This is a genomic window from Kaistia dalseonensis (genome assembly GCF_030814715.1).
GTDB classification, from domain to species: Bacteria; Pseudomonadota; Alphaproteobacteria; order Rhizobiales; family Kaistiaceae; genus Kaistia; species Kaistia dalseonensis.
The window spans coordinates 63,563-85,937 of record NZ_JAUSVO010000007.1 but is presented as its reverse complement, the minus strand read 5'-3'; the positions used below and the strand labels follow the sequence as shown (position 1 = coordinate 85,937).

Here is a 22,375-nt window from a genome sequence, read left to right as displayed (position 1 = left end):
GCTCAATCCTCCGACTGCGCCACGGCGCCGGCCGCGATCAGCGCATCGATCTTCGCCGCATCATAGCCCGCCTCCGCCAGCACGGTCCGGCTGTGCTCGCCGGCGAGCGGCGCGCCGCGCTCGACCACGGAGGGCGTCCTGGAGAAGCGGATCGGGAAACCCGGCGTCTTCACATGGCCCTCGGTCGGGTGGTCATATTCGACGAAGGTGCCGTTATGCTTGATCTGCTCGTCCTCGACGAGATCGGCATAACCATAGACCGGGCCACACCAGATATCAGCGGCGCGCAGCAGCGCCAGCCATTCGGCCGAGGTCCTGGTCTTCAGCTTCTCGCGCGTCTTCGCGAAGATCTCGTCGCGCTTGGTCCAGCTGTCGACCTCGTCATCCATGGTGAGGAAGCTCTCCTCGCCGATCACCGCGCCGAGCGTCGCGAGCTTCGGGAAGGAGACGATGATGAAGCCGTCCGAGGTCGCAAAGGCGCCGTAGGGCGCGCGGATATAGACATGGGCATGCGGCTCGGCCGAACGGGTCTGCGGCTTGCCGGCGACAGTGAAGACGGAAAGCTCCTGCATCTGGATCGTGGTGATCGCGTCCAGCATGTTGACTTGAACGAGTTGGCCCTCGCCGGTCCGCTCGCGATGGAGAAGCGCCGCGAGCGCGCCCTCGAAGGCCGTGTAGGCGGTGATCGCGTCGACCAGATATTGCCCGGCGGCATTGGGCGGCTCGCCTTCGCGGCCGGCCGACAGCATCGCGCCCGACATGCCCTGAAGCACCAGATCCTGGCCCGGGCGGTCGCGATAGGGACCATCCTCGCCATAGCCCGAGATCGAGACATAGACGAGGCGCGGATTGATCTTCGACAGGCTCTCATAATCGACGCCGAGCCGCTTGGCGACGCCGGGGCGATAGTTCTGCAGGAAGACATCGGCCGTCTTCACGAGCTCGAGCAGGACCTCCTTGCCCTCGGGATTCTTGAGGTCGATCGCCAGCGAACGCTTGTTGCGGTTCAGCGACAGGAACGAGACGTTGACCTTGTTGCCACGCGCGCCCCCGGCCGCGACATGGCGCTGCCACTCGCCGGTCACCGGCTCGACCTTGACCACATCGGCGCCGAGATCGCCGAGGCGCTGCGCCGCAAACGGCCCCGCCATGGCGATCGAACAATCGAGCACCCGGTAGCCGGAGAGAATACCCATGGTTTCGTCCTCAATAGAACCGCATCGTTCGTCGGAACAGGATCGCTCGTCGTTCCCGCAGCATCCGCATCCCTGCCGCCTCCGTCATCCCCGCGAAAGCGGGGATCCATTCAGCCGAGGCCTTTCTCGGCTGAATGGATCCCGGGTCTTCGCTTCACTTCGCCCGGGATGACGGCGGAGCAGCGACCAAATGTCAGGTCATCCACCAGCCGCCATCGACATTGAGCGTCTGCCCGGTGATGAAACCGGCCTCGTCGGAGGCGAAGAACATCAGCGCATTGGCGATATCGGCCGCGCTGCCGCGGCGCTTCACGGCCTGGCGGTCGAGCACGAAGCGCGTATAGCCCTCAGGATCGGGATGGATCTTCTCGGCGTCGGTCGGGAAGGCGCCGGGCGCGATCGCATTGACCGTCACGCCATAGGCGCCGAACTCGCGCGCCCAGGCCCGCGTCAGGCCGATCAGCGCCCCCTTCGACTGAATATAGGGCGAGAGATTGGCCCAGCCGCCGGAGAGCGTCACGCTGGCGATGTTGATGATCCGCCCAAAGCCACGGGCGCGCATGCCGGGCAGCGCAGCCTGGACGCAGACGATACCCGCATCGACATTGACCCGCTGCACCGCCTGGTGCTCCTCGATCGTGTAATCCTCGAACGGCTTCGAGGGATAGATCGCGGCATTGTTGATGACGATGTCGAAGCCGCCCGTCTCGGCGGCGAGCGCATCGAGGCTCGCCCGCAGGCCCGCAAGGTCGGAGAGGTCGAGCGCCTTGACGGTGAGCCCGTCATGGCCGGCGGCGGCCGCCGCCTCGTTCAGCGCCGCCACCTTGACCGGATCGTAGTCGATCGCGACTACTCTGGCGCCGGCATCGAGGAAGGCGAGCGTAGCGGGCAGGCCGAGCCCGCCGGCGGCACCGGTATAGAGGATGGTTCTGTTGGCGATGGTCATGCCGGCATCCCGCCTCTCAGCGCCCGACGATGGGAACATGCCGGCCCGACGGCGCGGGATATTCGTCGGCCGGCTGGCGCGCGAGGCCGGCAATGCGCGTCTCCAGCGCATCGAGCGCCGCCTTGCCGTCATGGATGCGGAACACGGCGTCGTAGCGCCGCTCCTCGCCATGCTTCAGGCGGATCAACTCGCCCTTGTCGCGGGCATAGGCGTGGCCCAGCACATGGTTGGTCGCGGGCTCGAGGCCGATCGCATATTGGCCGGCCTGCAGGTTCTGCCATTCGAACTGGCAGGGGAACTGCTCCTTGCGGGTCTCGACCTCGAAGGCGAGGCCGAGGCGATCATTGACCAGCGCCACCGGCACGCGCCCTTCCGCATCGGCCGTCATCTCATGCTGCCAGACCTGTTCGTGGAAGCCGAATTGCGGCGCCGGCAGCGTGCGATAGCCGACGCCCTGCTTCTGATAATCCGCGCCGGCAGCATGCGCAGCCCAGACGACATCGGCGACCGGCGCCACATAGCGCGCGCCCTCCTCCAGAAGCGGCGCGCCGACATTGATGTGATAGCAGTACATATGCGGCGTCTCGTAGAAGCCGTGGTTCACGACCCGGTCCGAGAGGCTGATTTCGTTGCTGCCGACCTTCGCCTCGATGCGGCGGATCAGGTGGAGATCCTCGCCGAAGACGGTCGATTGCTGGACGATGCCCTCCGCCCAGAGCGTGCACGCATCCCCATCCCATGTCTCGCCATAGCCGGTGAGGCGCGCCGGAATATTGGCGATGCGGCCATGGATCGAATGGCTGACGGTCTTGCGCGGTGCATAGACGTAATGGTCGGCCGGCTCCTCATCCATGAACAGGATGTGATCGAGCCCGCAGGTGACGAGCAGGCCGGAGAAGGAACGCAGCCAGCCGAGACCGCCTTCGCCCTCATATTCGCTCAGGAACGCATTCTTGAAGCCGGCGGGCGAATGCCAGCCAATGGCGTTGCCCTTGTAGTCGAGCTCGGCAATGTCCATCGCGCGATCGACCAGGACGGTGAAGCGCAGGCCCGTGCCGGTGCGGAATTCCAGCATGCGGATACCGCGCTCGACGCCGTCGCCGAGCGTGACGAGCCGAACGCCGGCAAATTGCGACAGCATTCCGGTATGCGCGGCGACATCCCGGCGCGAATAGGTTCGGCCGAACAGCGAGACCATGGGCAATCCTCCTCCTGGTCGCTTCGAGTGTGGCGACCTCGGTATAGATGATTGGTTCCGATTGATTCTGATGTCAATCGGGAGGCGATATTTGATGGTTTTTGATGTGATTGCAGACATGCAGCTATGAACCCGCCCGTTTGGGCGGGTTCAGCCGACCGTGTGCAGCGCCAGGTCTGCGGCGGGGGCGCCCTCGGTCTATGCCGGCTCGAACAGCGGCTCGATCGTCATTTCGGGGACCAGGACGAGGCCCTTGTCGGTGATACGGATCTCGGGGATCACCGAAAGCGGGATCAGGTTGAAGCCCATATAGGGGATCGTGCAGCCGGCCTTTTCCCACTCGATCTTGAGCAGCTTCGTCTCCTCCGCGACTTCCGTCACGCGCTTGTCGGAGAGGAGGCCCGCGATCGGCAGCGGCACGCTCGCCAGCACCTTGCCATCCGCCACGACGCAGACGCCGCCCTGCGTCGCCGCCACCGTGTCGAGGGCGAGTTGCATGTCCGGCTCGTTCGTGCCGGCGACGATGATGTTGTGGCTGTCATGGCCGACGCTCGACGCGACCGCGCCGCGCAGCAGGCTGAAATTCGACAGGACGCCATGGGCGACATTGCCGTCCGACTTGCCGTGGCGCTCGACGACGGTCACGAAGCAGAGGCCGTGGCGCTCGAACAGCGTGCCCCAGTCATTGGCCGCCTCGATCGCGATGCGCTCGTGGCCGAGCACGATGCCCGGCAATTCGGTGCGGATCGCGTGCAGCGTGCCCGGCACGGTCGGCAGGGGCGGCGTCAGAGCCAGGTTCTTCGGCAGGTGGACCGTGTGATAGGCAGCATCGGGATAGCGGTAGCGGTTCGACAGCGTCTCATCGAGCAGTGGCGTGATCTTGCCGCCGTCGACGACGAGTTCGCCGCCATACCAGGTCGATTGCGGATCGAGATCATCGCCCATCAGCACCAGATCGGCGCGCCGGCCACCGCCCATGCCGCCGATCTCGCCCTCATGGCCGAAGCGTGTCGCGCCATGCAGCGAGCCCATCGCCCAGGCCTGTTCCGGGGTCATGCCGGCCTTCACCGCCTCGCGCACCACCCAGTCGAGGCCGAACAGCATCAGATCGTCGGCGTCGCGATCATCCGTGCAGACGGCGACGCGCTTGTGCGAGGAACCGAGCTCGGTGATCGTCTTGATCGCGAGCGGCAGCGAATGCCACGGCGTCGTCGGCGGGCCGCCGCGCAGGAACAGCCAGATGCCGGCCTCCAGCATGTCATCGGCGATCTCGCGGTCGATTGCCTCATGCGTGTCGCTGACGCCGCTCGCGGCATAGGCGGCGACGAACTCGCGGCCATAGACATGGCCCGAGACCGGGCGTCCGCGCGAGAGCGCCGCTGCGAGGATCGCATGGCTGCGCTCGTCGCCCATCGCGACCTGCACGAAATCCATCTTCTCGCCGAGCGCGACCGCTTCCGGCCATTTGTCGAACAGGGCCGCGATCTTGTCCGGCGTCAGGTCGCCACCGGCCGTCTCCAGCGCGGCGGAGGTGGCGGGAACGGTCGAGGGAACGGTCAGGAAGATCGAGAGCGGCGCCTCGCGCGCATCCTCCAGCATCGCCTCGACGCCGGCGACATCCATGACATTGCCGATCTCGTGGCTGTCGCAGAAGATCGTCGTGGTGCCGTTCAAGAGTGCCGCTTCTGCATAGGCGCAGGCCGTGACCATCGAGGATTCGATGTGGATATGCGGATCGACCAGGCCCGGCGCGATGATGCCGCCCTTGGCGTCATAGATCGTCCTGGCCCCGCCCTTATGCGTCCCCGACGGCTTCACCGCCGCAATGCGCCCGCCCGCGACCCAGACCTCCCGCTCCGGCAGGATGCGCTCGGAATAGGTCGAGAGCACGCGCGCGCCCTTGATGACGAGATCGGGCGCCGCACGGCCGGAGGCGACGTCGGCGAGGCGGCGCGTCATGGTGGAAAGCGGCGCGACGGAGAAGCGGGTGAGCTTGGTCATGGGATCCTCGATTGCGGATGATTTGGATCAGACAATATTGCCCTATCCAGCCGTCATGGCCGCGCTTGTTGCGGCCATCCACGTCTTATCTGCAGCAGCTAGGCGTGGATGCCCGGGACAAGCCCGGGCATGGCGGACGCGCGAGTAGGTCTGCCGGAAACACCAGACGCTGCCGATACGGCGTTGCCGACCCCCATGATTGACGATCCTCAATGATAGTCCGGAATGCCCGGCATGGTGATGAACCCCGGGATCGTCCGCACGCGCCGCATCCAGCGGCGAAGCGCCGGATATTCGTCATGGTCGATGCCGAAATCACGCGAAAGCGCGATGGCGGGGAAGAGCGCGATCTCGGCCAGCGTCGGATGATCGCCGACGAACCAGGACGCGCCGCCGAGTTCCCGCTTCGTCATGTGATCATCCATCACGCGGAAGGCGGCGCGCGACGCACGGCCGACCTCGACCGCATCGGCCGGGACTTCCAGCATGTGGTGCAGCCGCGCGAGATTGGCGGCGGCAAGATCGCGGCTCGCAAAGGCGAGCCAGATCATCACCTTGCCGAAGGCCGCGGGATCATCCGGCAGCCAGCTTTTGGCGGGATCATAGGCTTTGGCGAGATAGGCGATGATCGCCTCGGCCTCATAGAGCACCGTCTCGCCATCGACCAGGATCGGCAGCGTGCCGAGCGGGTTCAGCTTCAGATAGCTGGGCGAGCGCTGCTCCTGGCCGGGATGAACATTCACCGCTACCTTCTGATAGGCGATCGACAGCACGGACAGCAGCAGGCGAACCTTGTAGCTCTCCGAATCGAGCTCGTAATCGTGCAGGACGATACTCATGACGCGAACCTCTCCGCCAGCAGCGCATCGCCGGACGAGATCGGGCGGACCGTCTCCAGCACCGCGCGCAATTCCTCGGCCCAGACCGCGATCTTGGCCGGTGCGATGTCGCCGCTCGTGATCACGATATGCAGCGCCGTCCGGTCATCGGTGAAGGGCTGCAGCGCGACCAGCAATTCGGCGCCCTCGACATTGGTGGCGAACAGGCTGTCCGACAGAATCTCGAACGGTCCGGCGCCGCCATTCTCGATGATGAAGCCGACAGTCGCCGGATCGCGTTCGAGATAGAGGCTGCGCACGGGCGTCGCGGCACCATCCTCGGGCGCTGGCACGGGCGCCTCGGCGACCATCTCCGAATAGACCCAGATCAGCCCTTTCGCCTCGACCGAGGGATAGCGCGCGACCTTGATCGTATCGGGCACGTCGAGCTTGGGGTGGGCAGGGATGTAGCGGCACTGCCCGGCCTCGTCGAACTGCCAGCCATGATAGAGGCAGGCGATGTGATTGCCGCGCACGAAGCCGAAGGAAAGCCGCATGCCGCGATGCGGGCAGCGATCCTCCCAGGCGTGGCTGGCGCCGTCCTTGTCGCGCCAGATCACCAGTTCCTTGTCGAAAAGCCGCGTCCCGGCCGAGGTGCCCGGTTCCAGGCCTCCGGCGATGGCGACAGCATACCAGCCGGCCGAAAAACTCATGGCCGCGCCTCCTCTTTGCTTGCGTGTGGTGTCGAATGGGTCGGGATCACCTGAGCTGTGCCTCCCGATAGATGTCGAGCACGAGGCAATCGATCGGCCCCAGGCTGCAGGCCATCTCGAACATGTCGATCAGGTCCTCGTCGCCGCCGACTTCGACCTCGATCCGCTCGGGCCCGATCGTGCCGAAACTGGCTTCGAGCGACAGCCGCGCCGCGCGATGGCGCATGAATTCCGCAAAGCTCTCCGGCACGAAACGGCCGAGAAAGACCATCGTCGTGGTGTCTCTCATGACAGGCGGGCATCCACATGGAAGCCGAGCTGCTGGCGGCGATATTCGCGCGGCGCGATGCCGAAGCGCGTCTTGAAGGCGCGGCGGAAATGCGCGTCGCTGTTGAAACCGGAGCGCATGCCGATCTCGTTGACGGTCAGCGCCCGAAGCTCGGCGCTTTCGAGGCTCTTGCGGCTTTGGTCGAGCCGGCGCTCGCGAATCCAGTCGGTCACGCTCTGGCCATCGCCCTGAAAGAGGTGATGCAGATAGCGGACGGAGATGTTGTTGGCGTGGGCGATGCGATCGGGATTGAGCCCGCTATCGGCGAGTTCGGCATCGATGAACGCCTTGACCATGTTGAGCCGGCGCCGCTTCACCACCGAATTGCGATTGTCCTGCATCTCCGAGAGCAGCGCGCCGAGGGCGCCGACGCTCGCCACCATGCCCTCGGCAAAGGCCTCCTTGGCCCGCTCCGACGAGATCATGTGGATCTCCGGCACGGCGCGGGCGCTGCCGAGCAGGGTTGCGAGGATGCGGTCGCTGGCCTCGATCCGGATCGCGCAGATATCCTCGAGGCAGGAAACATAGAGGCCGACGCGGCTCGACGGCACCTGGACGAGGACGACGGCGCCCTCCTCCTGCTGCACATATTCGAGCGGGCTCGTCGTCATGTGGAAGGCGGCCTGCCCCGGCTCCAGCGTCACGCTGCGGCCGAACTGGGAGAAGCTGCAGCGCCCTTCGAGCGGGATGGTCAGCACCAGGCGCTGGCGTTGCGCCTTGTGGATTTCCTGCGGCGACTGCACGGCGACATAGCGCGGCGCGCGAAAGAGGCGCAGCCCGATATGGCCGAGATCCCAATGGTTGAGGCTGGCGCGAAAGCCGGCGCCATCGCTCGGGCGGACCGTCATCGGGCTGCAGGTCTGCCACATGACGCGCTCCCACTCGACATGGTCGAGCAGTCTTCTGGCGCTGGGTGAAAGCATCTCTTCGCGACTCCGGACCGGGTGCCGAACGGCATCGCCTAACATTCAGGCATGTCTATCGCCTGAGCAAGGCGACATCAATGCACAGGCTGCCGATCTGGTGCCGCGAACCGCTCACGGAGCGCAAGACGAACGGCGATTGCGCGCAACGCGTGCCTGCCCGTTTGCAGAAACCGCTCCGGCCGCCGCTTGATCGCGCCGCCGGCATCCGACGCCGATTTGCGCTGGCCTAAACATTGCTTCGAAACGTCCGAGGAGCCCACGGTGGATATCGAGACCTTCGCGCGAAAAATACCCAAGATCGAGCTGCATCTTCATCTCGAAGGCGCGGTTCGCCCCGGCACATTCGTCGACCTCGCACGCCGCAACGGCGTCGCGCTGCCGGCCTTCGACGACGTCACCGAACTCTACAACTATGACAATCTTCCGGATTTCCTGAAGATCTACGACCTGGTCAGCCGGTCGATCGTCACGGCCGACGACTTCCACCGCATCACCTATGAAATGCTGGAAAGCTGCGCGGAAAGCGGCGCGCGCCACGTCGAGTTCTTCTTTTCCGCCCATGCGCACCAGGCTCATGGCGTCACCTACCCGACCATGCTCTCCGGCATCCTGGCCGCGATGCACGATATTGAGGCAGATAAGGACCTGTCTTCGCGCCTCATCCCGGCCCATAGCCGCGAACTGGGCTTGAAGCGCGGCCTCGATTTCCTCGACATGGTACTGGAGCACCGAACTGATGAAATCATAGGCATCGGCCTCGACTATAATGAGGCGCCATTTCCGCCCGCGCCGTTCCAGGTGCTCTTCGAGCGCGCCGCGGAGGCGGGGCTGCACCGCACCGCTCACGCCGGTGAAGGTGGCCCGGCCGAGAATGTGCGTGATTCCCTCGCCATCCTCGGAGTAGAGCGCATCGATCACGGCTATCACATCGTTGACGATCCCGAGCTCGTCGCGGCCTGCCGGGAACAGGGCACGTTCTTCACCTGCTGCCCGAGCACGACGACGGGCACGACCATCTGGCGCGACCTTTCGGCGCCCGATCACGCGATCCGGCAGATGATCGATGCCGGGCTGAACGTCACGATCAATTCCGACGATCCGCCGATGTTCCTGACCGACCTCGCCAATGAATTCGTGCTCTGCGCGACGCGGATGAAGCTCGATGCAGACCAATTGAAGACCTGCGCGCTCAATTCCATCGATGCCTCATGGCTCGACGACGGCGTGAAGCGCGACTGGAAACGGAGCTGGACCACGGAGATCGACGGGATGATCGCCGAGCTTGAGCCGGCCCCATCCGCGCACTGACCAGAAACAACGACAGAGGAACAAGAATGATCGACTTCAAGAATATGGACCGGCGCCGCTTCATGGGCCTGGCCGGCATGACGGCCGCCGCCTCGATGATGCCGCGCATGATCGGCTCGGCCCGCGCCGCGGCCCCGCTTGCTGCCGTCAAGGAAGAAGACGCCGTGATCGGCTTCGGCCATGTCGGCCCGATCTCGGACGAAGGCTGGACCTATAGCCACCATCAGGGCCTGCTCGCGGTCAAGGAAGCCTTCCCGAAGGCCAAATATCTCGAAGTCGAGAACATTCCGTTCTCCGCCGACGTGACGCGCATCTATCGCCAGATGGTGTCCGACGGCGCCAACATGATCTTCTCGACCTCGAACTACGGCGATTTGCTGTACGAGGTCTCCGACCGCACCCCCGATGTCGGCTGGTTCGAATGCGACGGCCGCCGCCCGGCCGACAATCTCTCGGGCTATTACATCCAGCATTGGTATCCGACCTATGTCGTCGGTGTCGCCGCTGGCCTGCTCTCCAAGACCGGCAAGCTCGGCTACGTCGCCTCCTTCCCGGTCCCCTCGGTCTTCTCCGGCACCAACGCCTTCCTGATGGGCGCGCGCACGGTCAACCCGAATGCGACGCTGCAGGCGGTCGTGATCAACAGCTGGTTCGATCCGCAGGGCGCCAAGCAGGCCGGCACCGCGCTGATCGACAATGGCGCCGACTTCCTCTTCGGCATCATGGACGAGGCAGCCTATCTGCAGGTCGCCGAGGAGCGCGGCGTCTGGGCGGCGATGTGGAACACGGATATCCGCCGCTACGGCCCGAAGTCCTATGTGTCGTCGATCGTGCTCGACTGGCGCGAATTCTATGTCGAGCAGGTCAAGAAGCGCCTGGCCGGCGAGTGGACGGGCGGCGAGGAGATCCTGCTGCCGATGGGCAAGGGCATTGACCGCGACGCCTGGGGCGAGCGCGTGCCGGCCGATGTCGCCGCCAAGGCCGATGCCGTCCGCGACAAGATCATGAAGGAGGGCTGGAGCCCGTTCGAAGGCGAGATCAAGGATTCGGAAGGCACCGTCCGCGTGCCGGCCGGCCACCGCATGACCGAGGACGAGCTCTACAACTGGGACTGGTCGATCGAGGGCGTGTCGGGCCTGAAGGTCTGACGCATTTCTAACCCTCCCCTTGAGGGAGGGTCAAAACTGCGCAGCAGTTTTGGGGAGGGGGAGCCTGTGCTGCAGGACGCTATGGCCTTGCCGAAGCTGTCCCCTCCCGAAATCGCTTCGCAATTTCGACCTCCCCTCCAGGGGAGGTCAAAGATCCGAGACACCCGCCCATGACCGACCAAGCCGCTCCACCCACTACCGACCGCCCTGTCATCGCCCTGCGGGGCATCGGCAAGGTGTTTCCCGGCGTCATCGCCAATGCCGATGTCGATTTCGACCTTCGTGCCGGCGAGATTCATGCGCTGCTCGGCGAAAACGGCGCCGGCAAGTCGACGCTGATGAACATATTGACCGGGATCTATCGGCCGGATTCCGGCCAGATCCTGATGGATGGCGCGGCGAAGACCTTCGCTTCGCCGGTCGAGGCGATCGCCGCCGGCATCGGCATGGTGCATCAGCACTTCAAGCTGGTGCGCGCCTTCAGCGTGGCGGAAAACGTCCATCTCGGCTGGAAGGACACGCCCCGCCTCGCCTCCAAATCCGTGCTCGAAGCCCGCACGCGCGCACTTGCGGAGCGCTATGGCCTCGCAGTGCGCCCCGAGGCGCGGATCGACGAGCTTTCCGCCGGCGAGCAGCAGCGGGTCGAGATCCTGCGCGTCTTAGCGCGGCAGGCGCGCGTGCTCATCCTCGACGAGCCCACCGCCGTGCTGACGCCGGCCGAAGCGCGCACGCTCTTCACGGCGCTCCGTGCCTTCAAGGCGGCGGGCAATTCCGTGATCTTCATCAGCCACAAGCTGGATGAAGTGCTCGAAATCTCCGACCGCGTCACCGTGCTGCGCGGCGGCCGCAAGGTCGTGACCGAGCCGACAGCCAACTGCACGACGACGAAACTCGCGCAACTGATGGTTGGCCGCGAAATGGTGCTGGGCGGCCTGCGCGAGGCGATGAAGCCGCGCACGGAGCCCGGCCGCGTCGTGCTGGCGCTGCAGAAGGTTTCGGCGACCGACGATCGCGGTCGCGCCGGTCTGATCGATGCCGACCTGCCGGTGCGTGCCGGCGAAATCCTCGGCATTGCCGGCGTCGCGGGCAATGGCCAGCGCGAGCTTTCCGAGATCCTGACCGGCATCCGCAAGCCGACCTCCGGCAAGGTGCTGATCGAGGGCGTGCCGGTCGACAACCCCTCGCCCGACATCTTCATCGAGGTGGGCGTCGGTCATATTCCGGAAGACCGCATCAAGAGCGGTATCGCGCCGGCCCTGTCGATCAGCGACAATGCCGTGCTGCGCGCCTATGCCGAGCCGCCGATCGCGCAAGGGGTGCTGTTCAAGCCCGGCGCCGCCGACAAGCTTGCGCAGCAGATCGCCGATGACGCCGAAGTCACGATCCCGTCGCTCAGCACTCCGATGCGCAATCTCTCGGGCGGCAATCAGCAGCGCCTCGTCGCCCGGCGCGAAATGCGCATCGCCAAGCTCGCCATCATCGCCGCCTATCCGAGCCGCGGGCTCGATGTCGGCGCCATCTCGACGCTGCTTCATTATCTGATCGACCTGCGCAATTCGGGCGTCGCGGTCGTCCTGATCTCCGAGGAACTCTCCGAATTGTTCGATGTCACCGATCGCATCGCCGTCATGTTCAAGGGCCGGGTCATGGGTCTATATGAGACCAAGGACGCCGACCTTGAGACGATCGGCCTCCTGATGGGCGGCCAGACCAAGGCCACCAGCGCGAGCGAGGCCGCCTGATGGCGATCCGTTTCGTCAGGACTCCCATCGTATCGAGCCAGCGCGCGCTGACGGCGCGCATCATCGGCTTCGTGCTGGCGCTCGCGATCGGCGCGATCGTGCTCGGCATCGCCGGCTTCGATCCGCTGCATCTGGGCACGCAGATCATCGTGAAGAGCCTCGGCTCGCGCTTCGGCCTCGAGGATCTGGGCCTGCTCTATACGCCGCTGCTCCTGACCGGCCTCGCGGTCACGGTCATGGCCAAGATGGGCCTCTGGAACATCGGCGCCGACGGGCAGTTCTATCTCGGCGCCTTCGTGACGACGGCGATCGGCCTGTTCATCAAGGGCCCCGAGCCCTTCATGCTGATCCTCTGCTTCTTCGCGGGTGCTGCCGGCGGCGCGCTCTGGATCCTGGTGCCGACGCTCGCCCGCGCCTATGCCAAGGTCGACGAGATCATCACGACGTTGCTGCTCAACTTCGTCGCGCTGCTTCTCGTCTATTATGTAGCGACCGGACCCTGGCGCGACCGCGTCTCCGGCACCACCGCCTCGACCGGCCGCGTGCCCTACAAGATGCCGGAATTCTTCGGCTCGCTGCATTGGGGCTTCGTCATCGCGCTCGTGGCGCCGATCCTGTTTGGCCTCGCACTGCGCTACACCAGATGGGGCTATGAGGTCCGTCTCTCCGGCTCGAACCCCGACGCGGCGCACTATGCCGGCATTCCCGTCCGTCGCCGCATGATCTCGATCATGCTGCTTTCCGGCGCGATCGCGGGCGTCGCCGGCATGCTGGAAGTCGCCGGCACCGTGCACCGCCTGCAGGGCGGCATCTCCAACAATTACGGCTATCTCGGCGTCATGGTCGCCGTGCTGGCGCGTGGCTCGCCCATCGGCGTCATCGCCGGCGCCTTCCTGATGGCGCTGATCCTCAATGCCGGCATCATCCTGCAGACGCAGGGGCTGACGACCAGCGCCGTGCTGGCGCTGACGGGCCTGATGATGCTGTTCACGGCGGTTGCCGACCAGTTCGCGCATTACCGCATCGTCCGCACCCAAGCGGCAACGAGCTAGGAGGCCAGTCATGGATATCATCACCGGCATCCTGACCACCGCGGTTCTCGCGGGCGGCGTGCTGGCGCTGGCAGCGCTCGGAGAAGTGCTGGCCGAGCGCGTGGGCGTTTTCAATCTCGGCGTCGAGGGGCTGATGGCGCTCGGCGGCGTCTCCGCGATCATCGCGGTGACGATCGTGCCGAACCCATTCTTCGGTTTCGCGGCCGCGCTCGTGGTCGGGCTCGTCTTCGGCGCGCTCTTCGCGCTCGCCACCGTCACCTTCCGCGCCAACCAGGTGCTTTGCGGCCTCGCGCTCACCATGCTCGGCTCCGGCCTCGCGGTGACGGTCGGCAAGCCCTATTCGGGCATGCCCGCCAAGGCGCAGTTCGACAAGGTGATCGTGCCCTATCTCTCTGACCTGCCTATTCTCGGCCGGGCGCTCTTCTCACAAAACATCCTCGTCTACCTGATCTATCTGATCATCCCGGCGATCATGGCCTTCGTGCTCTTCCGTACGCGCCACGGCATGAATGTGCGCGCGGTCGGCGAGAACCCGGCCGCCGCCGATTCCGCCGGCATTCCGGTGACGCTGATCCGCTTCGTCTATGTCACGATCGGCGCCGCACTCGGCGCCGGCGCCGGCGCCTATCTGACGCTCGCCTTCGTGCCGTCCTGGTCGGACGGCGTGGTGGCGGGGCGCGGCTGGATCGCGGTCGCACTCGTCATATTCGCCGGCTATCGCCCGTTCGGCGCCGTGTTCGGCGCCCTGCTCTTCGGCGTCATCACCGCGCTCGGCTTCGTCGGCCAGGCGCGCAACTGGCCGATCGCGCCGCCCTTCCTGTCCATGCTGCCCTATCTCGGCACGATCGCGGCCATGATCCTGCCGGTCTTCGTCTGGAAGCGGCTGCGCCTCGGCTTCGTCGCCCCGGCCGGACTCGGCATTCCCTATTTCCGCGATGAGCGCTAAGAGCCTGAGCCAAGCAAATATGAGGAGAGACCCCATGGCCCGTCCCGCTGAAAAGGCGTCCCTCGACCAGTGGTATGTGATCGACGCCGAGGCCGATATTCCGGCCGAACCGCGTCCGAACCGGCTGCTCGGCCGCGACCTGATCGTGGCCCGCGACGCCGACGGCACCGTCATCGTCCGCGAAAAGCGCGACGATGGCGCGCTCGGAGAGCCGCTGCCGACCATTGTGCGCTGGGGCTATATCTGGACGACGCTGGGCAAGCCCGAGCGCGGCCTGTTCGAACTGCCCGAGGCCGACGAGCCCGACCGCCGCCATGTCGTCTGCGGCGCCGTCGCGGTGAACGCATCGGGGCTGCGCATTATCGAGAACTTCCTCGACATGGCGCATTTCCCTTTCGTCCACACGGATATTCTCGGCGCCGAGCCGAACACCGAGGTGCATCACTACACGACCGAGATCCGGCGCGATGTCGACGAGGTCTGGGCGACGAATTGCGAATTCTTCCAGCCGCAGGCGGCGCTCTCCGCCGAGGGCGGGATCATGACGCAGTACATGTACCGCGTGATGGCGCCCTTCCAGACGCTGCTCTACAAGACCTGTCCGGCCGCCGCTAATCGCTGGGACGTGATCTGCCTGTTCGTCCAGCCGCTCGACCATGACCGCTGCCGCGCCCATCCGGTAATGTTCATCATCGACGATGAAAGCACGCTGACCAGCATGGTGCATTTCCAGCAGCTCATCTTCCTGCAGGACCGCATCATCCTGGAAAACCAGCGCCCCCGCCTGCTGCCGCTGGAACCGCGCGCCGAAATCCCGACCCGCGCCGACATCTCCTCGGTCGCCTATCGCCGCTGGCTCAAGGAAAAGGGCGTGACGTTCGGCACGGCGGAACGCGCCGCCTGAGCCACGCTCCCCTTCCGCCGTCGCGCCGGTCAGCCGGATGATGGCGGCTGCCTGCCAAACCCGCATGCTCCCGAGGCCGAACGCTCCATGACCATCGATATCGCCATCATCAACGGCACCGTGCTTCCGATGGGCGGCGGCAAGCCGATCGAGAACGGTGTCGTCACCATCACCGGCGGCACCATCGCCGCCGTCGGCCCGGCCGATCAGGTCGATATCAGCGGCGCGCGCAAGGTCGTCGATGCCTCGCTGTCCGCCGTCATGCCGGGCTTCTGCGACAGCCACACCCACGTCGCCTCCAACATGCTGCTGCGCGGGCTGCTGGAGGACGTGAAGCTGTTCGAATGGCTCTCGACCATGTGGCAGCTGAAGCGCAACTTCGATCCGGAGACGCTCTATTGGGCGAGCCTGACCGGCCTCGTCGAAATGGTGAAATCCGGCATCACCACCTTCAACGAGCACTTCGACGCCTATGCCGTCGAGCCCGAGATCGAGGCGCTGAAGAAGATCCCACTGCGGGCGACGCTCGGCTATGGCTTCGCCGATCGCGGCCTCTATGCGCCGATCACCGACTGGTCCTGGAAGACGCTGAACAATTTCGGCGATCTCGTCGCCAAGCATCACAAGACCCGCGACGGCCTGCTGCAGATCGGCCTGTCACCACATGCGCCCTATTCCTGCGGCGAGGAGATGTACCGGCTGACGCGCGAAGTGGCTGACGCCTACAGCGTGCCGATCCACACCCATCTCGCCGAGGGTACGCAGGAAATGGCCTATATGGCCGAAAACTACGGCACCTCGCCGGTGCGCTGGCTGGAATCGCTGGGCTTCCTGAAGGGCGACATCACGGCGGCGCATTGCACGCAGTTGGACCAGGAGGACATGCGGATCCTGGCGGCGCATGACGTCAAGATCGGCCATTGCCCCTGCTGCAATGCCAAGCTCAACTCCGGCACCATGCCGCTCAAATGCGTGCTGGAGCACGGCATCACGGTTGGCCTCGCCACCGACGGCCCGGCCAGCCACAACACGCTCGACATGTTCCAGGAGATGAAATTCGCCGGGCTGATCCACAAGGACAAGACCAACGACGTCGAGTTCCTGAAGACAGCGGAGATCCTGGAGCTCGCGACCGCGCAGGGCGCCAAGGCTATGAACCGGCCGGAGACCGGCCAGCTGGTGCCGGGCATGGCGGCCGATGTCATCGTGGTCGATCTCGACAAGGCGCACAGCCTGCCCGTCTATGACACAGCGGCCGCCCTCGTCTATTCGAGCAGAGCGGATGACGTCACCCACACGATCGTCAACGGCAAGATGCTGATGGAAAACCGCATCGTCGCCGGCATAGACGAGGTGGAAATCCGCCGCGAGTTCCGCACGCGCGCTCATGCGCTGCGGCAGCGCAGCCTCGGCTGAGACCAGGGGTCTTTCAACGTGTCAAGGAACCGCTGAAAGGCTATCGGGTCTTGTCAGGTCTCGTTTTTCCTGCGCGAACCGGTATCTACTTCGCTCGACAACGTCCTTCAGACGCACGACAGGATTCAACCCTTGACTGACCTTCGCGGCAAGACGATCGCCGGCACCTTCTTCCATGCGCCGCATCCAGGCTCGATCGAGATCCTGGCGGATGCGCTGATCACGCTGGATGCGCGGGGCGACATTGCCGATGTCTCGCGCTGGCCCGATGCCGGCCATGCCGAGAAGCGCAAGGCGGCCGAGGATGCGGGGACGCTGGTCACCATGCCGGCCGGCACCTACGTCCTGCCCGGCTTCGTCGATCTCCATATTCATGCGCCGCAATATCCCCAGCTCGGCAAGGCGCTGAACGTGCCGCTCGAGGTGTGGCTGCACCGCTATACCTTCCCGCTCGAAGCGCGCTATGCCGACATCGCCTTCGCGCGGCACCATTACGACATGCTGGTCGGCGACCTGATCGCCAACGGCACCACGACGGCGCTCTATTTCGCGACCGTCCACCAGGAGGCGACCCGCCTCCTCGTCGATATCTGCATCGAGAAGGGACAGCGCGCCTTGGTCGGCAAGGTCGCGATGGACGATCCCGAGCAATGCCCGGACTATTATCGCGACGCCTCGTCCGAGGCCGGCATCGCCGATACCCGCGCCTTGATCGACTATGTCGCGGCCCATCCCGAAAACCACGGCCTCGTCCATCCCGTGATCACGCCGCGCTTCGTGCCCTCCTGCACCGATCCGCTGCTCGAAGGGCTCGGCGCGCTGGCGCAGGAATGCGGCTGCCATGTGCAGACCCATTGCTCGGAGAGCGATTGGGCGCATGGCTATGTGCTGTCGCGCTTCGGCAAGACGGATACGGAGACGCTGGACGGCTTCGGCCTGCTGACGCGGCGGACCGTGCTGGCGCATTCGAACTTCCTGACCGAAGACGACATGGACCGTGTCGCGGCGCGCGGCGCCGGCGTTGCACATTGCCCGCTTTCGAACGCCTATTTCGCCAATTCCGTCTTTCCGCTCCGCGCGGCGCTCGCCAAGGGTGTCCGCGTCGGGCTCGGAACGGACATATCCGGCGGACCGAGCGCCTCGATGATCGAGGCGCAGCGCATGGCGATCGCCGCCTCGCGCATGCTGGAAACCGGGGTCGATCCCGACATCGCGCAGGAAAAGCGCGGCCGGCCGGGATCACGCATCGATTTCGACCTTGCGTTCCATCTTGCGACCGCCGCGGGCGGCGATGCGCTCGACCTGCCCGTCGGCCAGTTCAAGCCGGGCTATCATTTTGACGCCATACTGGTCGATCCGAGCGCGCCCGGTTCGACGCTGCGCGTCTCCGAGGAACTCGATACCGACGAGGACGTGTTGCAGAAGATCGTCTATACGGCCTCGCGCGCCAATCTCACGCAGGTCTGGATCGCGGGACGCAGCGTGTCGGGCGGAACCGCCTGAGCCTCCTCAGGCGGTGGCGGGAACCGCGAGCGGCAACCAGATTTCCTGGATCAGGCCGCCCTCCTTCGCGTTGCGGACGCTGATGCGGCCGCCGCTGCGCTCCACGATCTCCTTGGTGATGGCGAGGCCGAGGCCGGCGCCGGGCACGGACTGGCGCCGGGCGGGATCGACACGGAAGAACGGCTCGAACACGCGCTCCAGCAGCGCTTCGGGAATGCCGGGACCGGAATCGGAAATCGCGATCACCGCGAAATCGTCCTCGACGCGCACGGCCGCCACGCCGCCGCCGCCATGGGTCGCGGAATTGATCAGCACGTTGCGCAGCGCGCGGGTCAGCGCCAGCGGCGAGACGCGAACACAGGCCGGAACCGTCGATCCGAGGCGGACGGCATAGCGCTGCGCGCTGAGTTCATCGATCAGCGACGGCAGCAGACCGTCGAGATTGACATCCTGCAGCTCCGTCGCCTCGACCTCCTCGCGCACGAGGCGAATGGCGCTGTCGGCGATCCGGTCGAGTTCTTCCAGATCCTTGAGCCAGAGCGCACGCTCCTCTTCATCCTCCAGGAATTCCGCCCGCAGTCGCATGCGGGTCATCGGCGTGCGCAAGTCGTGCCCGGCGGCGGCAACGAGGCGCATACGGCTTTCCATCGCCGTCTTGAGGCGGGCCGAAAGCCGATTGAGCGCCATGGCGGTGGCCTTGATCTCGCCGGACCCGGTCTCGGGCAAGGGCGGCAGCACGCCATCCGGCCCAATCGAGGCAATGGCAGCCTCCAGCAGTTGCAGCGGGCGGATCAGCCGATTGGCGATCACCACGGCGATGACGCCCGTGCCGAAGATGATGGCCATCATCCAGCCGAACAGCACGCCCCAGCCGTTCTTCGGCGGTGGCTGGCTGCCCGAGAGCGGCATCACGATCCAGCCATGGCCGGGGATCGGCAGGGATACATTGGGCGGGGCGCCGCGATGGAGCGCCTGGGTGATGATGACATCGCGTTCATTGCCCGTGCCCGCGAGAATGGTGCGCATGGCCTCGGTCAGCCGAACGTCCTCGAGCCCGCCCGCCGGCTGCGGCACCAGCATGATGCCGTCATTGTTGTCGTCATTCGGCCCGTCGTCGAAATTCTTGGGGTTGTTCTCGACGAGGCGGGCGACCAGGTTGATGCGAAGCGCGGCATCGCTGAGGATGCGCTCGGGTCCCGGCCGGCCGATCACGCCGATGGCGACGACGGTCGCGAGCCCGACCACCGCGACGATGGCGCCGACGATCAGCAGGGCCACGCGGATGCGGAGTGACTTCACTCGGTCGCCCCCGCCGTGTCGACGCGCACGGCGAGCTGATAGCCGCCATTGCGGACCGTCTTGAAGATCTGGAAATTGCCGCCGTCACCCAGCTTGCGCCGGAGGCGGCTCATCAGCACGTCGATCGAGCGATCGAGCGGATCGAATTCGCGGCCCTGAGTCAGGTCGAGCAACTGGTCGCGCGAGAGCACGCGGCCGGGCCGGTCGAGAAAGACATGCAGCAGGTCGAATTCGGCGCCGGTCAGCACGATCGCCTTGCCGTCCGGCCCGATGACGCTGCGCGTCTCCGGCGTCGCGACGAAGCCCGCAAAGCGATAGGCGGCGACCTGCGAGGGCTCGGCCAGATCGGTGATGCGCCTGAGCACGGCGCGGATACGGGCCACCAGCTCGCGCGGATTGAACGGCTTGCCGAGATAGTCATCGGCGCCGATCTCGAGCCCGATGATCCGGTCGACCTCCTCCTTGAGCGCGGTGAGCAGGATCACGGGGATATGCGGCCGCCGATCGCGCAACTGGCGACAGATGTCGAGGCCGGAGCCGTCGGGCAGCATGACATCGAGCACGATCAGGTCGATCTGCTGCGTCATCAGCTTCTCCTCGAGTTCGCGGCGATCGGCCGCCAGGGCAACCCGCAGGCCCTGCGCGTCGAGGTAGCGTCCGAGAAGCTTGCGGATTTCGGGATCGTCATCGACGACCAGTATATGGGGCGTTGTCTGCATCTATTCCGAGCCATGAGCCGGTGTGGCCGGCCTCCTCAGCGGGAGCAATAGCCGCTTTGTCCGCAGCCCCGACCGGATTTTGGTAACGCAAGATCGCTCAGGCGGCCCCAGCAACCTTTCGAAACAAGAATCTTCTCCCCCATAATGCTCGGCAATGCAAAGACGAAGGCACGAAACGACGGCTCTGTAGCTTGGCCCTGCATTCAACAAATCAGGGAGCTTTTGATGAAACGCAGTTGGAAGGCATCCGTGGCCGCGCTCGGTCTCGTCACGGCGACGAGTATCGCTGCCCTGACGGCGTCGGCGGCCGATTCCACAGGATGCGCCCATGGCCGGCCCGCGCTGCCCGCGCCCACGGTCATCGCCCAGGCCGACCAGGGCCCGGCGCCGGGACGTCCCGGCCGCTCCGAATGGCCGCGCATGGAGCGTCCCCGCCCCGCACCGGGCATGATGCTGGCCCGCCAGCTCGCCGCTGCGGAAACGCTGGTCGGCATCCGGTCGGAACAACTCGACGCGTGGCGCGACTATACGGACGCGCTGCTCGCCCTGCTCCAGCCGCCGCCTCCGCCGGAAAACCCGGCGCCCGGTGCCGAGGCAAAGGCGTTCGCGCGCGAGCGGCAGCTCATCAACGCCGTCAACGACCGCGCGGCAAAGGCCGCGACGCTCGGCAAGGCGATCGAGGCATTGCAGGCCAAGCTCTCGCCCGACCAGCTCGCCCGCCTCGCCACGGTCGATCTGAGAATGGGTCCGCCGCATGGTCGCGGGCCGGGTTTCGGTCCGGGCCGGCCGGGACCCGGTGGCCCCGGCTTCGATCGGCCCGGGCCGGATGGTCCGGAATGGCGCGGCCCGGGACCCGACGGTGCGTTTGCAGCGCCGGACGGTGACGATCAGCCGGCCGATGACGATCAGGGCGTGTTCGAGCCCGGCGGCCCAGGCCATGAGCCGGCCGGCGGACCGCCTGCCCCCCAAATTCCTGATGAAGGCGTTCAGCCCGGTTCCGCCCCACGGCCCGGTTGATCTCGTCAGGAATCGAGCGGCCCCGTCTCATCGAGACGGGGCCGCTTCCCTATTCAGGCCGCTTCTGGCGGGTGCGCTTCAGCGTGGGCCGAGATAATCGGCCTTGCCGATCGGTACGCCCTTCTGACGCAGAATCGCGTAGGCGGTCGTGACGTGGAAGAAGAAGTTCGGCAGCGCATGCTGCAACAGATAGGTCTTGCCTTCGAAGGTGTGGGAGGTCGTGCGCGAGCCCATGACCACCGGTCGCGTCTCGCTGCCTTCGAAGGCTTCGGCGGGCACCGAATTCAGGAACTCGACCGTCCTGGCGATGCGCGCCTTCAGATCGGCGAAGGTGGCCTCGTTATCCTCCATCGCCGGCGCCGCAATGCCGGAAAGGCGCGACGCGCAGCCCTTGGCGGTGTCGCTGGCGCGCTGGATCTGCGCCGCGAGCGGATGCATGTCGTCGATCAGCCGCGTCTGGACCAGCTCCGCCGGATCGATCCCCTGCTCTTCGGCAAAGGCGAGCCCCTTGTCGAGGATCGCGGAGAGATTGCCGAAGGCCCGGATGAACACGGGCACGGACGCCTCATACATGGTGAGCGGCATGGAGAGTTCCTCTTGGAAGGGACGATTGTGAAGCTACCCGGCGCGTGGCGTCCGGCAAGTTGAAGGCGCTGCGGAACTAGGTGCGCCGGCGCCCGCTTTCAAGCAGACGAGATGACGTCACTTGGTGGCATAGGTGTCGGGCAAGGCGATGCGCAGGACCTGCATGATCACGGCGGTCGACCAGCCAAAGAGCAGGATGCCGCTTGCCGCCGTCATGGGGCCGAGCAACTGCCAGGCGGGAACTGGCAGGATATCGCCATACCCGAGTGTCGTATAATTCACGAAGGCGAAATAGAGATCGCTCTTTCCCGCCGGCGTTACGCCGACGACGGCATAGGTCACCGACCAGATGAAGATCTCGACGAAATGGGCCATCATCAGCACGGCGACGACGCCGACCATGATATAGACGCGGCCACGGAAATGGCGGATCCGCTCGGCCTGCCAATGCGCGACATGGTGAACCAGAACCGTCCAAACGGAGTGGACGGCGATGGTCAGGAGGATGATCGCCGTTCCGATCGCGATCTGAGCCAACATGCCGGCGCCGCCCCTCAATGCGTGAACGCCGCATCCCGCACGGGGTCGGCGCAGTCGCCATAGAGGCCGG

At 65.7% G+C, this 22,375-nt stretch carries 21 protein-coding genes; 9 read left to right on the top strand and 12 right to left on the bottom strand.

Features of this window, described 5'->3' with window-relative positions:
- Window positions 1-2 precede the first annotated feature (2 nt).
- The 8 genes from QO014_RS22125 to QO014_RS22090 form a co-directional block, all read right to left on the bottom strand.
- Window positions 3-1,196 (bottom strand): CaiB/BaiF CoA transferase family protein, encoded by a 1,194-nt coding sequence (locus QO014_RS22125; protein ID WP_266350937.1) that lies wholly within the window; start codon window positions 1,194-1,196, stop codon window positions 3-5.
- A gap of 193 nt (window positions 1,197-1,389) precedes the next feature.
- Window positions 1,390-2,142: an SDR family NAD(P)-dependent oxidoreductase gene (locus QO014_RS22120; protein WP_266350936.1), complete on the bottom strand. Its 753-nt coding sequence runs from the start codon at window positions 2,140-2,142 to the stop codon at window positions 1,390-1,392.
- Between the two features lie 16 nt (window positions 2,143-2,158).
- Window positions 2,159-3,340 carry an aldose 1-epimerase family protein gene (locus QO014_RS22115; RefSeq protein WP_266350935.1) on the bottom strand — a complete coding sequence of 394 codons (1,182 nt, stop codon included), beginning with the start codon at window positions 3,338-3,340 and terminating at the stop codon, window positions 2,159-2,161.
- 198 nt (window positions 3,341-3,538) lie between these two features.
- Window positions 3,539-5,341, bottom strand: a complete 1,803-nt coding sequence (locus QO014_RS22110) for an adenine deaminase (RefSeq protein WP_266350934.1) — start codon at window positions 5,339-5,341, stop codon at window positions 3,539-3,541.
- A gap of 209 nt (window positions 5,342-5,550) precedes the next feature.
- Window positions 5,551-6,180, bottom strand: coding sequence for a glutathione S-transferase family protein (locus tag QO014_RS22105; protein ID WP_266350933.1), 630 nt, complete (start codon window positions 6,178-6,180; stop codon window positions 5,551-5,553).
- Complete coding sequence (locus tag QO014_RS22100) at window positions 6,177-6,872, bottom strand: Rieske 2Fe-2S domain-containing protein (protein ID WP_266350932.1); 696 nt, start codon at window positions 6,870-6,872, stop codon at window positions 6,177-6,179. Before QO014_RS22100 ends, QO014_RS22105 begins: the two co-directional genes overlap by 4 nt.
- A gap of 46 nt (window positions 6,873-6,918) precedes the next feature.
- The gene (locus QO014_RS22095) at window positions 6,919-7,161 is read right to left on the bottom strand and encodes a hypothetical protein (RefSeq protein ID WP_266350931.1); all 243 of its coding nucleotides are present in this window, start codon (window positions 7,159-7,161) and stop codon (window positions 6,919-6,921) included.
- Window positions 7,158-8,123, bottom strand: a complete 966-nt coding sequence (locus QO014_RS22090; RefSeq protein WP_266350930.1) for a helix-turn-helix domain-containing protein — start codon at window positions 8,121-8,123, stop codon at window positions 7,158-7,160. Before QO014_RS22090 ends, QO014_RS22095 begins: the two co-directional genes overlap by 4 nt.
- A 264-nt stretch (window positions 8,124-8,387) precedes the next feature.
- On the opposite strand from QO014_RS22090, the gene add reads away from it, so the two are divergent.
- The 8 genes from add (at window position 8,388) to guaD (ending at window position 18,145) form a co-directional block, all read left to right on the top strand.
- Window positions 8,388-9,434, top strand: a complete 1,047-nt coding sequence (gene add, locus QO014_RS22085; RefSeq protein ID WP_266350929.1) for an adenosine deaminase — start codon at window positions 8,388-8,390, stop codon at window positions 9,432-9,434.
- A 26-nt stretch (window positions 9,435-9,460) separates the two neighbouring features.
- On the top strand, window positions 9,461-10,582 hold the full coding sequence (locus QO014_RS22080; protein ID WP_266350928.1) for a BMP family ABC transporter substrate-binding protein: 1,122 nt from the start codon (window positions 9,461-9,463) through the stop codon (window positions 10,580-10,582).
- A gap of 170 nt (window positions 10,583-10,752) precedes the next feature.
- Window positions 10,753-12,324 (top strand): ABC transporter ATP-binding protein, encoded by a 1,572-nt coding sequence (locus tag QO014_RS22075; RefSeq protein ID WP_266350927.1) that lies wholly within the window; start codon window positions 10,753-10,755, stop codon window positions 12,322-12,324.
- A complete protein-coding gene (locus QO014_RS22070) occupies window positions 12,324-13,376 on the top strand; it encodes an ABC transporter permease (RefSeq protein WP_266350926.1) in 1,053 nt (350 codons plus the stop codon). Before QO014_RS22075 ends, QO014_RS22070 begins: the two co-directional genes overlap by 1 nt.
- A 10-nt stretch (window positions 13,377-13,386) precedes the next feature.
- The gene (locus QO014_RS22065) at window positions 13,387-14,322 is read left to right on the top strand and encodes an ABC transporter permease (protein ID WP_266350925.1); all 936 of its coding nucleotides are present in this window, start codon (window positions 13,387-13,389) and stop codon (window positions 14,320-14,322) included.
- Window positions 14,323-14,356: 34 nt separating this feature from the next.
- Window positions 14,357-15,226, top strand: coding sequence for an aromatic ring-hydroxylating oxygenase subunit alpha (locus QO014_RS22060; RefSeq protein ID WP_266350924.1), 870 nt, complete (start codon window positions 14,357-14,359; stop codon window positions 15,224-15,226).
- An 87-nt stretch (window positions 15,227-15,313) separates the two neighbouring features.
- Window positions 15,314-16,642, top strand: coding sequence for an amidohydrolase family protein (locus QO014_RS22055; protein ID WP_266350923.1), 1,329 nt, complete (start codon window positions 15,314-15,316; stop codon window positions 16,640-16,642).
- A gap of 132 nt (window positions 16,643-16,774) precedes the next feature.
- Window positions 16,775-18,145 (top strand): guanine deaminase, encoded by a 1,371-nt coding sequence (gene guaD / locus QO014_RS22050; protein WP_266350922.1) that lies wholly within the window; start codon window positions 16,775-16,777, stop codon window positions 18,143-18,145.
- A gap of 6 nt (window positions 18,146-18,151) precedes the next feature.
- Here guaD and QO014_RS22045 read toward each other — a convergent pair whose 3' ends face one another.
- Both QO014_RS22045 and QO014_RS22040 read right to left on the bottom strand, forming a co-directional pair.
- Window positions 18,152-19,444 carry an ATP-binding protein gene (locus QO014_RS22045; RefSeq protein ID WP_266350921.1) on the bottom strand — a complete coding sequence of 431 codons (1,293 nt, stop codon included), beginning with the start codon at window positions 19,442-19,444 and terminating at the stop codon, window positions 18,152-18,154.
- Entirely contained in the window at window positions 19,441-20,163 is a 723-nt protein-coding gene (locus QO014_RS22040; RefSeq protein WP_266350920.1) for a response regulator, read from the bottom strand. Before QO014_RS22040 ends, QO014_RS22045 begins: the two co-directional genes overlap by 4 nt.
- A 225-nt stretch (window positions 20,164-20,388) precedes the next feature.
- On the opposite strand from QO014_RS22040, the gene QO014_RS22035 reads away from it, so the two are divergent.
- The gene (locus tag QO014_RS22035) at window positions 20,389-21,180 is read left to right on the top strand and encodes a hypothetical protein (protein ID WP_266350919.1); all 792 of its coding nucleotides are present in this window, start codon (window positions 20,389-20,391) and stop codon (window positions 21,178-21,180) included.
- 78 nt (window positions 21,181-21,258) lie between these two features.
- On the opposite strand, the gene QO014_RS22030 is transcribed toward QO014_RS22035, so the two are convergent.
- Window positions 21,259-21,765, bottom strand: coding sequence for a DUF1993 domain-containing protein (locus tag QO014_RS22030; RefSeq protein ID WP_266350918.1), 507 nt, complete (start codon window positions 21,763-21,765; stop codon window positions 21,259-21,261).
- 117 nt (window positions 21,766-21,882) lie between these two features.
- Complete coding sequence (locus QO014_RS22025) at window positions 21,883-22,305, bottom strand: potassium channel family protein (RefSeq protein WP_266350917.1); 423 nt, start codon at window positions 22,303-22,305, stop codon at window positions 21,883-21,885.
- Window positions 22,306-22,375 lie beyond the last annotated feature (70 nt).

What these genes read in the sequence shown, in the direction of transcription:
- QO014_RS22125 (WP_266350937.1), bottom strand. Translation starts at nt 1,196, where the DNA reads ATGGGTATTCTCTCCGGCTACCGGGTGCTCGATTGTTCGATCGCCATG.
- QO014_RS22120 (WP_266350936.1), bottom strand. Translation starts at nt 2,142, where the DNA reads ATGACCATCGCCAACAGAACCATCCTCTATACCGGTGCCGCCGGCGGG.
- QO014_RS22115 (WP_266350935.1), bottom strand. Translation starts at nt 3,340, where the DNA reads ATGGTCTCGCTGTTCGGCCGAACCTATTCGCGCCGGGATGTCGCCGCG.
- QO014_RS22110 (WP_266350934.1), bottom strand. Translation starts at nt 5,341, where the DNA reads ATGACCAAGCTCACCCGCTTCTCCGTCGCGCCGCTTTCCACCATGACG.
- QO014_RS22105 (WP_266350933.1), bottom strand. Translation starts at nt 6,180, where the DNA reads ATGAGTATCGTCCTGCACGATTACGAGCTCGATTCGGAGAGCTACAAG.
- QO014_RS22100 (WP_266350932.1), bottom strand. Translation starts at nt 6,872, where the DNA reads ATGAGTTTTTCGGCCGGCTGGTATGCTGTCGCCATCGCCGGAGGCCTG.
- QO014_RS22095 (WP_266350931.1), bottom strand. Translation starts at nt 7,161, where the DNA reads ATGAGAGACACCACGACGATGGTCTTTCTCGGCCGTTTCGTGCCGGAG.
- QO014_RS22090 (WP_266350930.1), bottom strand. Translation starts at nt 8,123, where the DNA reads ATGCTTTCACCCAGCGCCAGAAGACTGCTCGACCATGTCGAGTGGGAG.
- QO014_RS22080 (WP_266350928.1), top strand. Translation starts at nt 9,461, where the DNA reads ATGATCGACTTCAAGAATATGGACCGGCGCCGCTTCATGGGCCTGGCC.
- QO014_RS22075 (WP_266350927.1), top strand. Translation starts at nt 10,753, where the DNA reads ATGACCGACCAAGCCGCTCCACCCACTACCGACCGCCCTGTCATCGCC.
- QO014_RS22070 (WP_266350926.1), top strand. Translation starts at nt 12,324, where the DNA reads ATGGCGATCCGTTTCGTCAGGACTCCCATCGTATCGAGCCAGCGCGCG.
- QO014_RS22065 (WP_266350925.1), top strand. Translation starts at nt 13,387, where the DNA reads ATGGATATCATCACCGGCATCCTGACCACCGCGGTTCTCGCGGGCGGC.
- QO014_RS22060 (WP_266350924.1), top strand. Translation starts at nt 14,357, where the DNA reads ATGGCCCGTCCCGCTGAAAAGGCGTCCCTCGACCAGTGGTATGTGATC.
- QO014_RS22055 (WP_266350923.1), top strand. Translation starts at nt 15,314, where the DNA reads ATGACCATCGATATCGCCATCATCAACGGCACCGTGCTTCCGATGGGC.
- QO014_RS22040 (WP_266350920.1), bottom strand. Translation starts at nt 20,163, where the DNA reads ATGCAGACAACGCCCCATATACTGGTCGTCGATGACGATCCCGAAATC.
- QO014_RS22035 (WP_266350919.1), top strand. Translation starts at nt 20,389, where the DNA reads ATGAAACGCAGTTGGAAGGCATCCGTGGCCGCGCTCGGTCTCGTCACG.
- QO014_RS22030 (WP_266350918.1), bottom strand. Translation starts at nt 21,765, where the DNA reads ATGCCGCTCACCATGTATGAGGCGTCCGTGCCCGTGTTCATCCGGGCC.
- QO014_RS22025 (WP_266350917.1), bottom strand. Translation starts at nt 22,305, where the DNA reads ATGTTGGCTCAGATCGCGATCGGAACGGCGATCATCCTCCTGACCATC.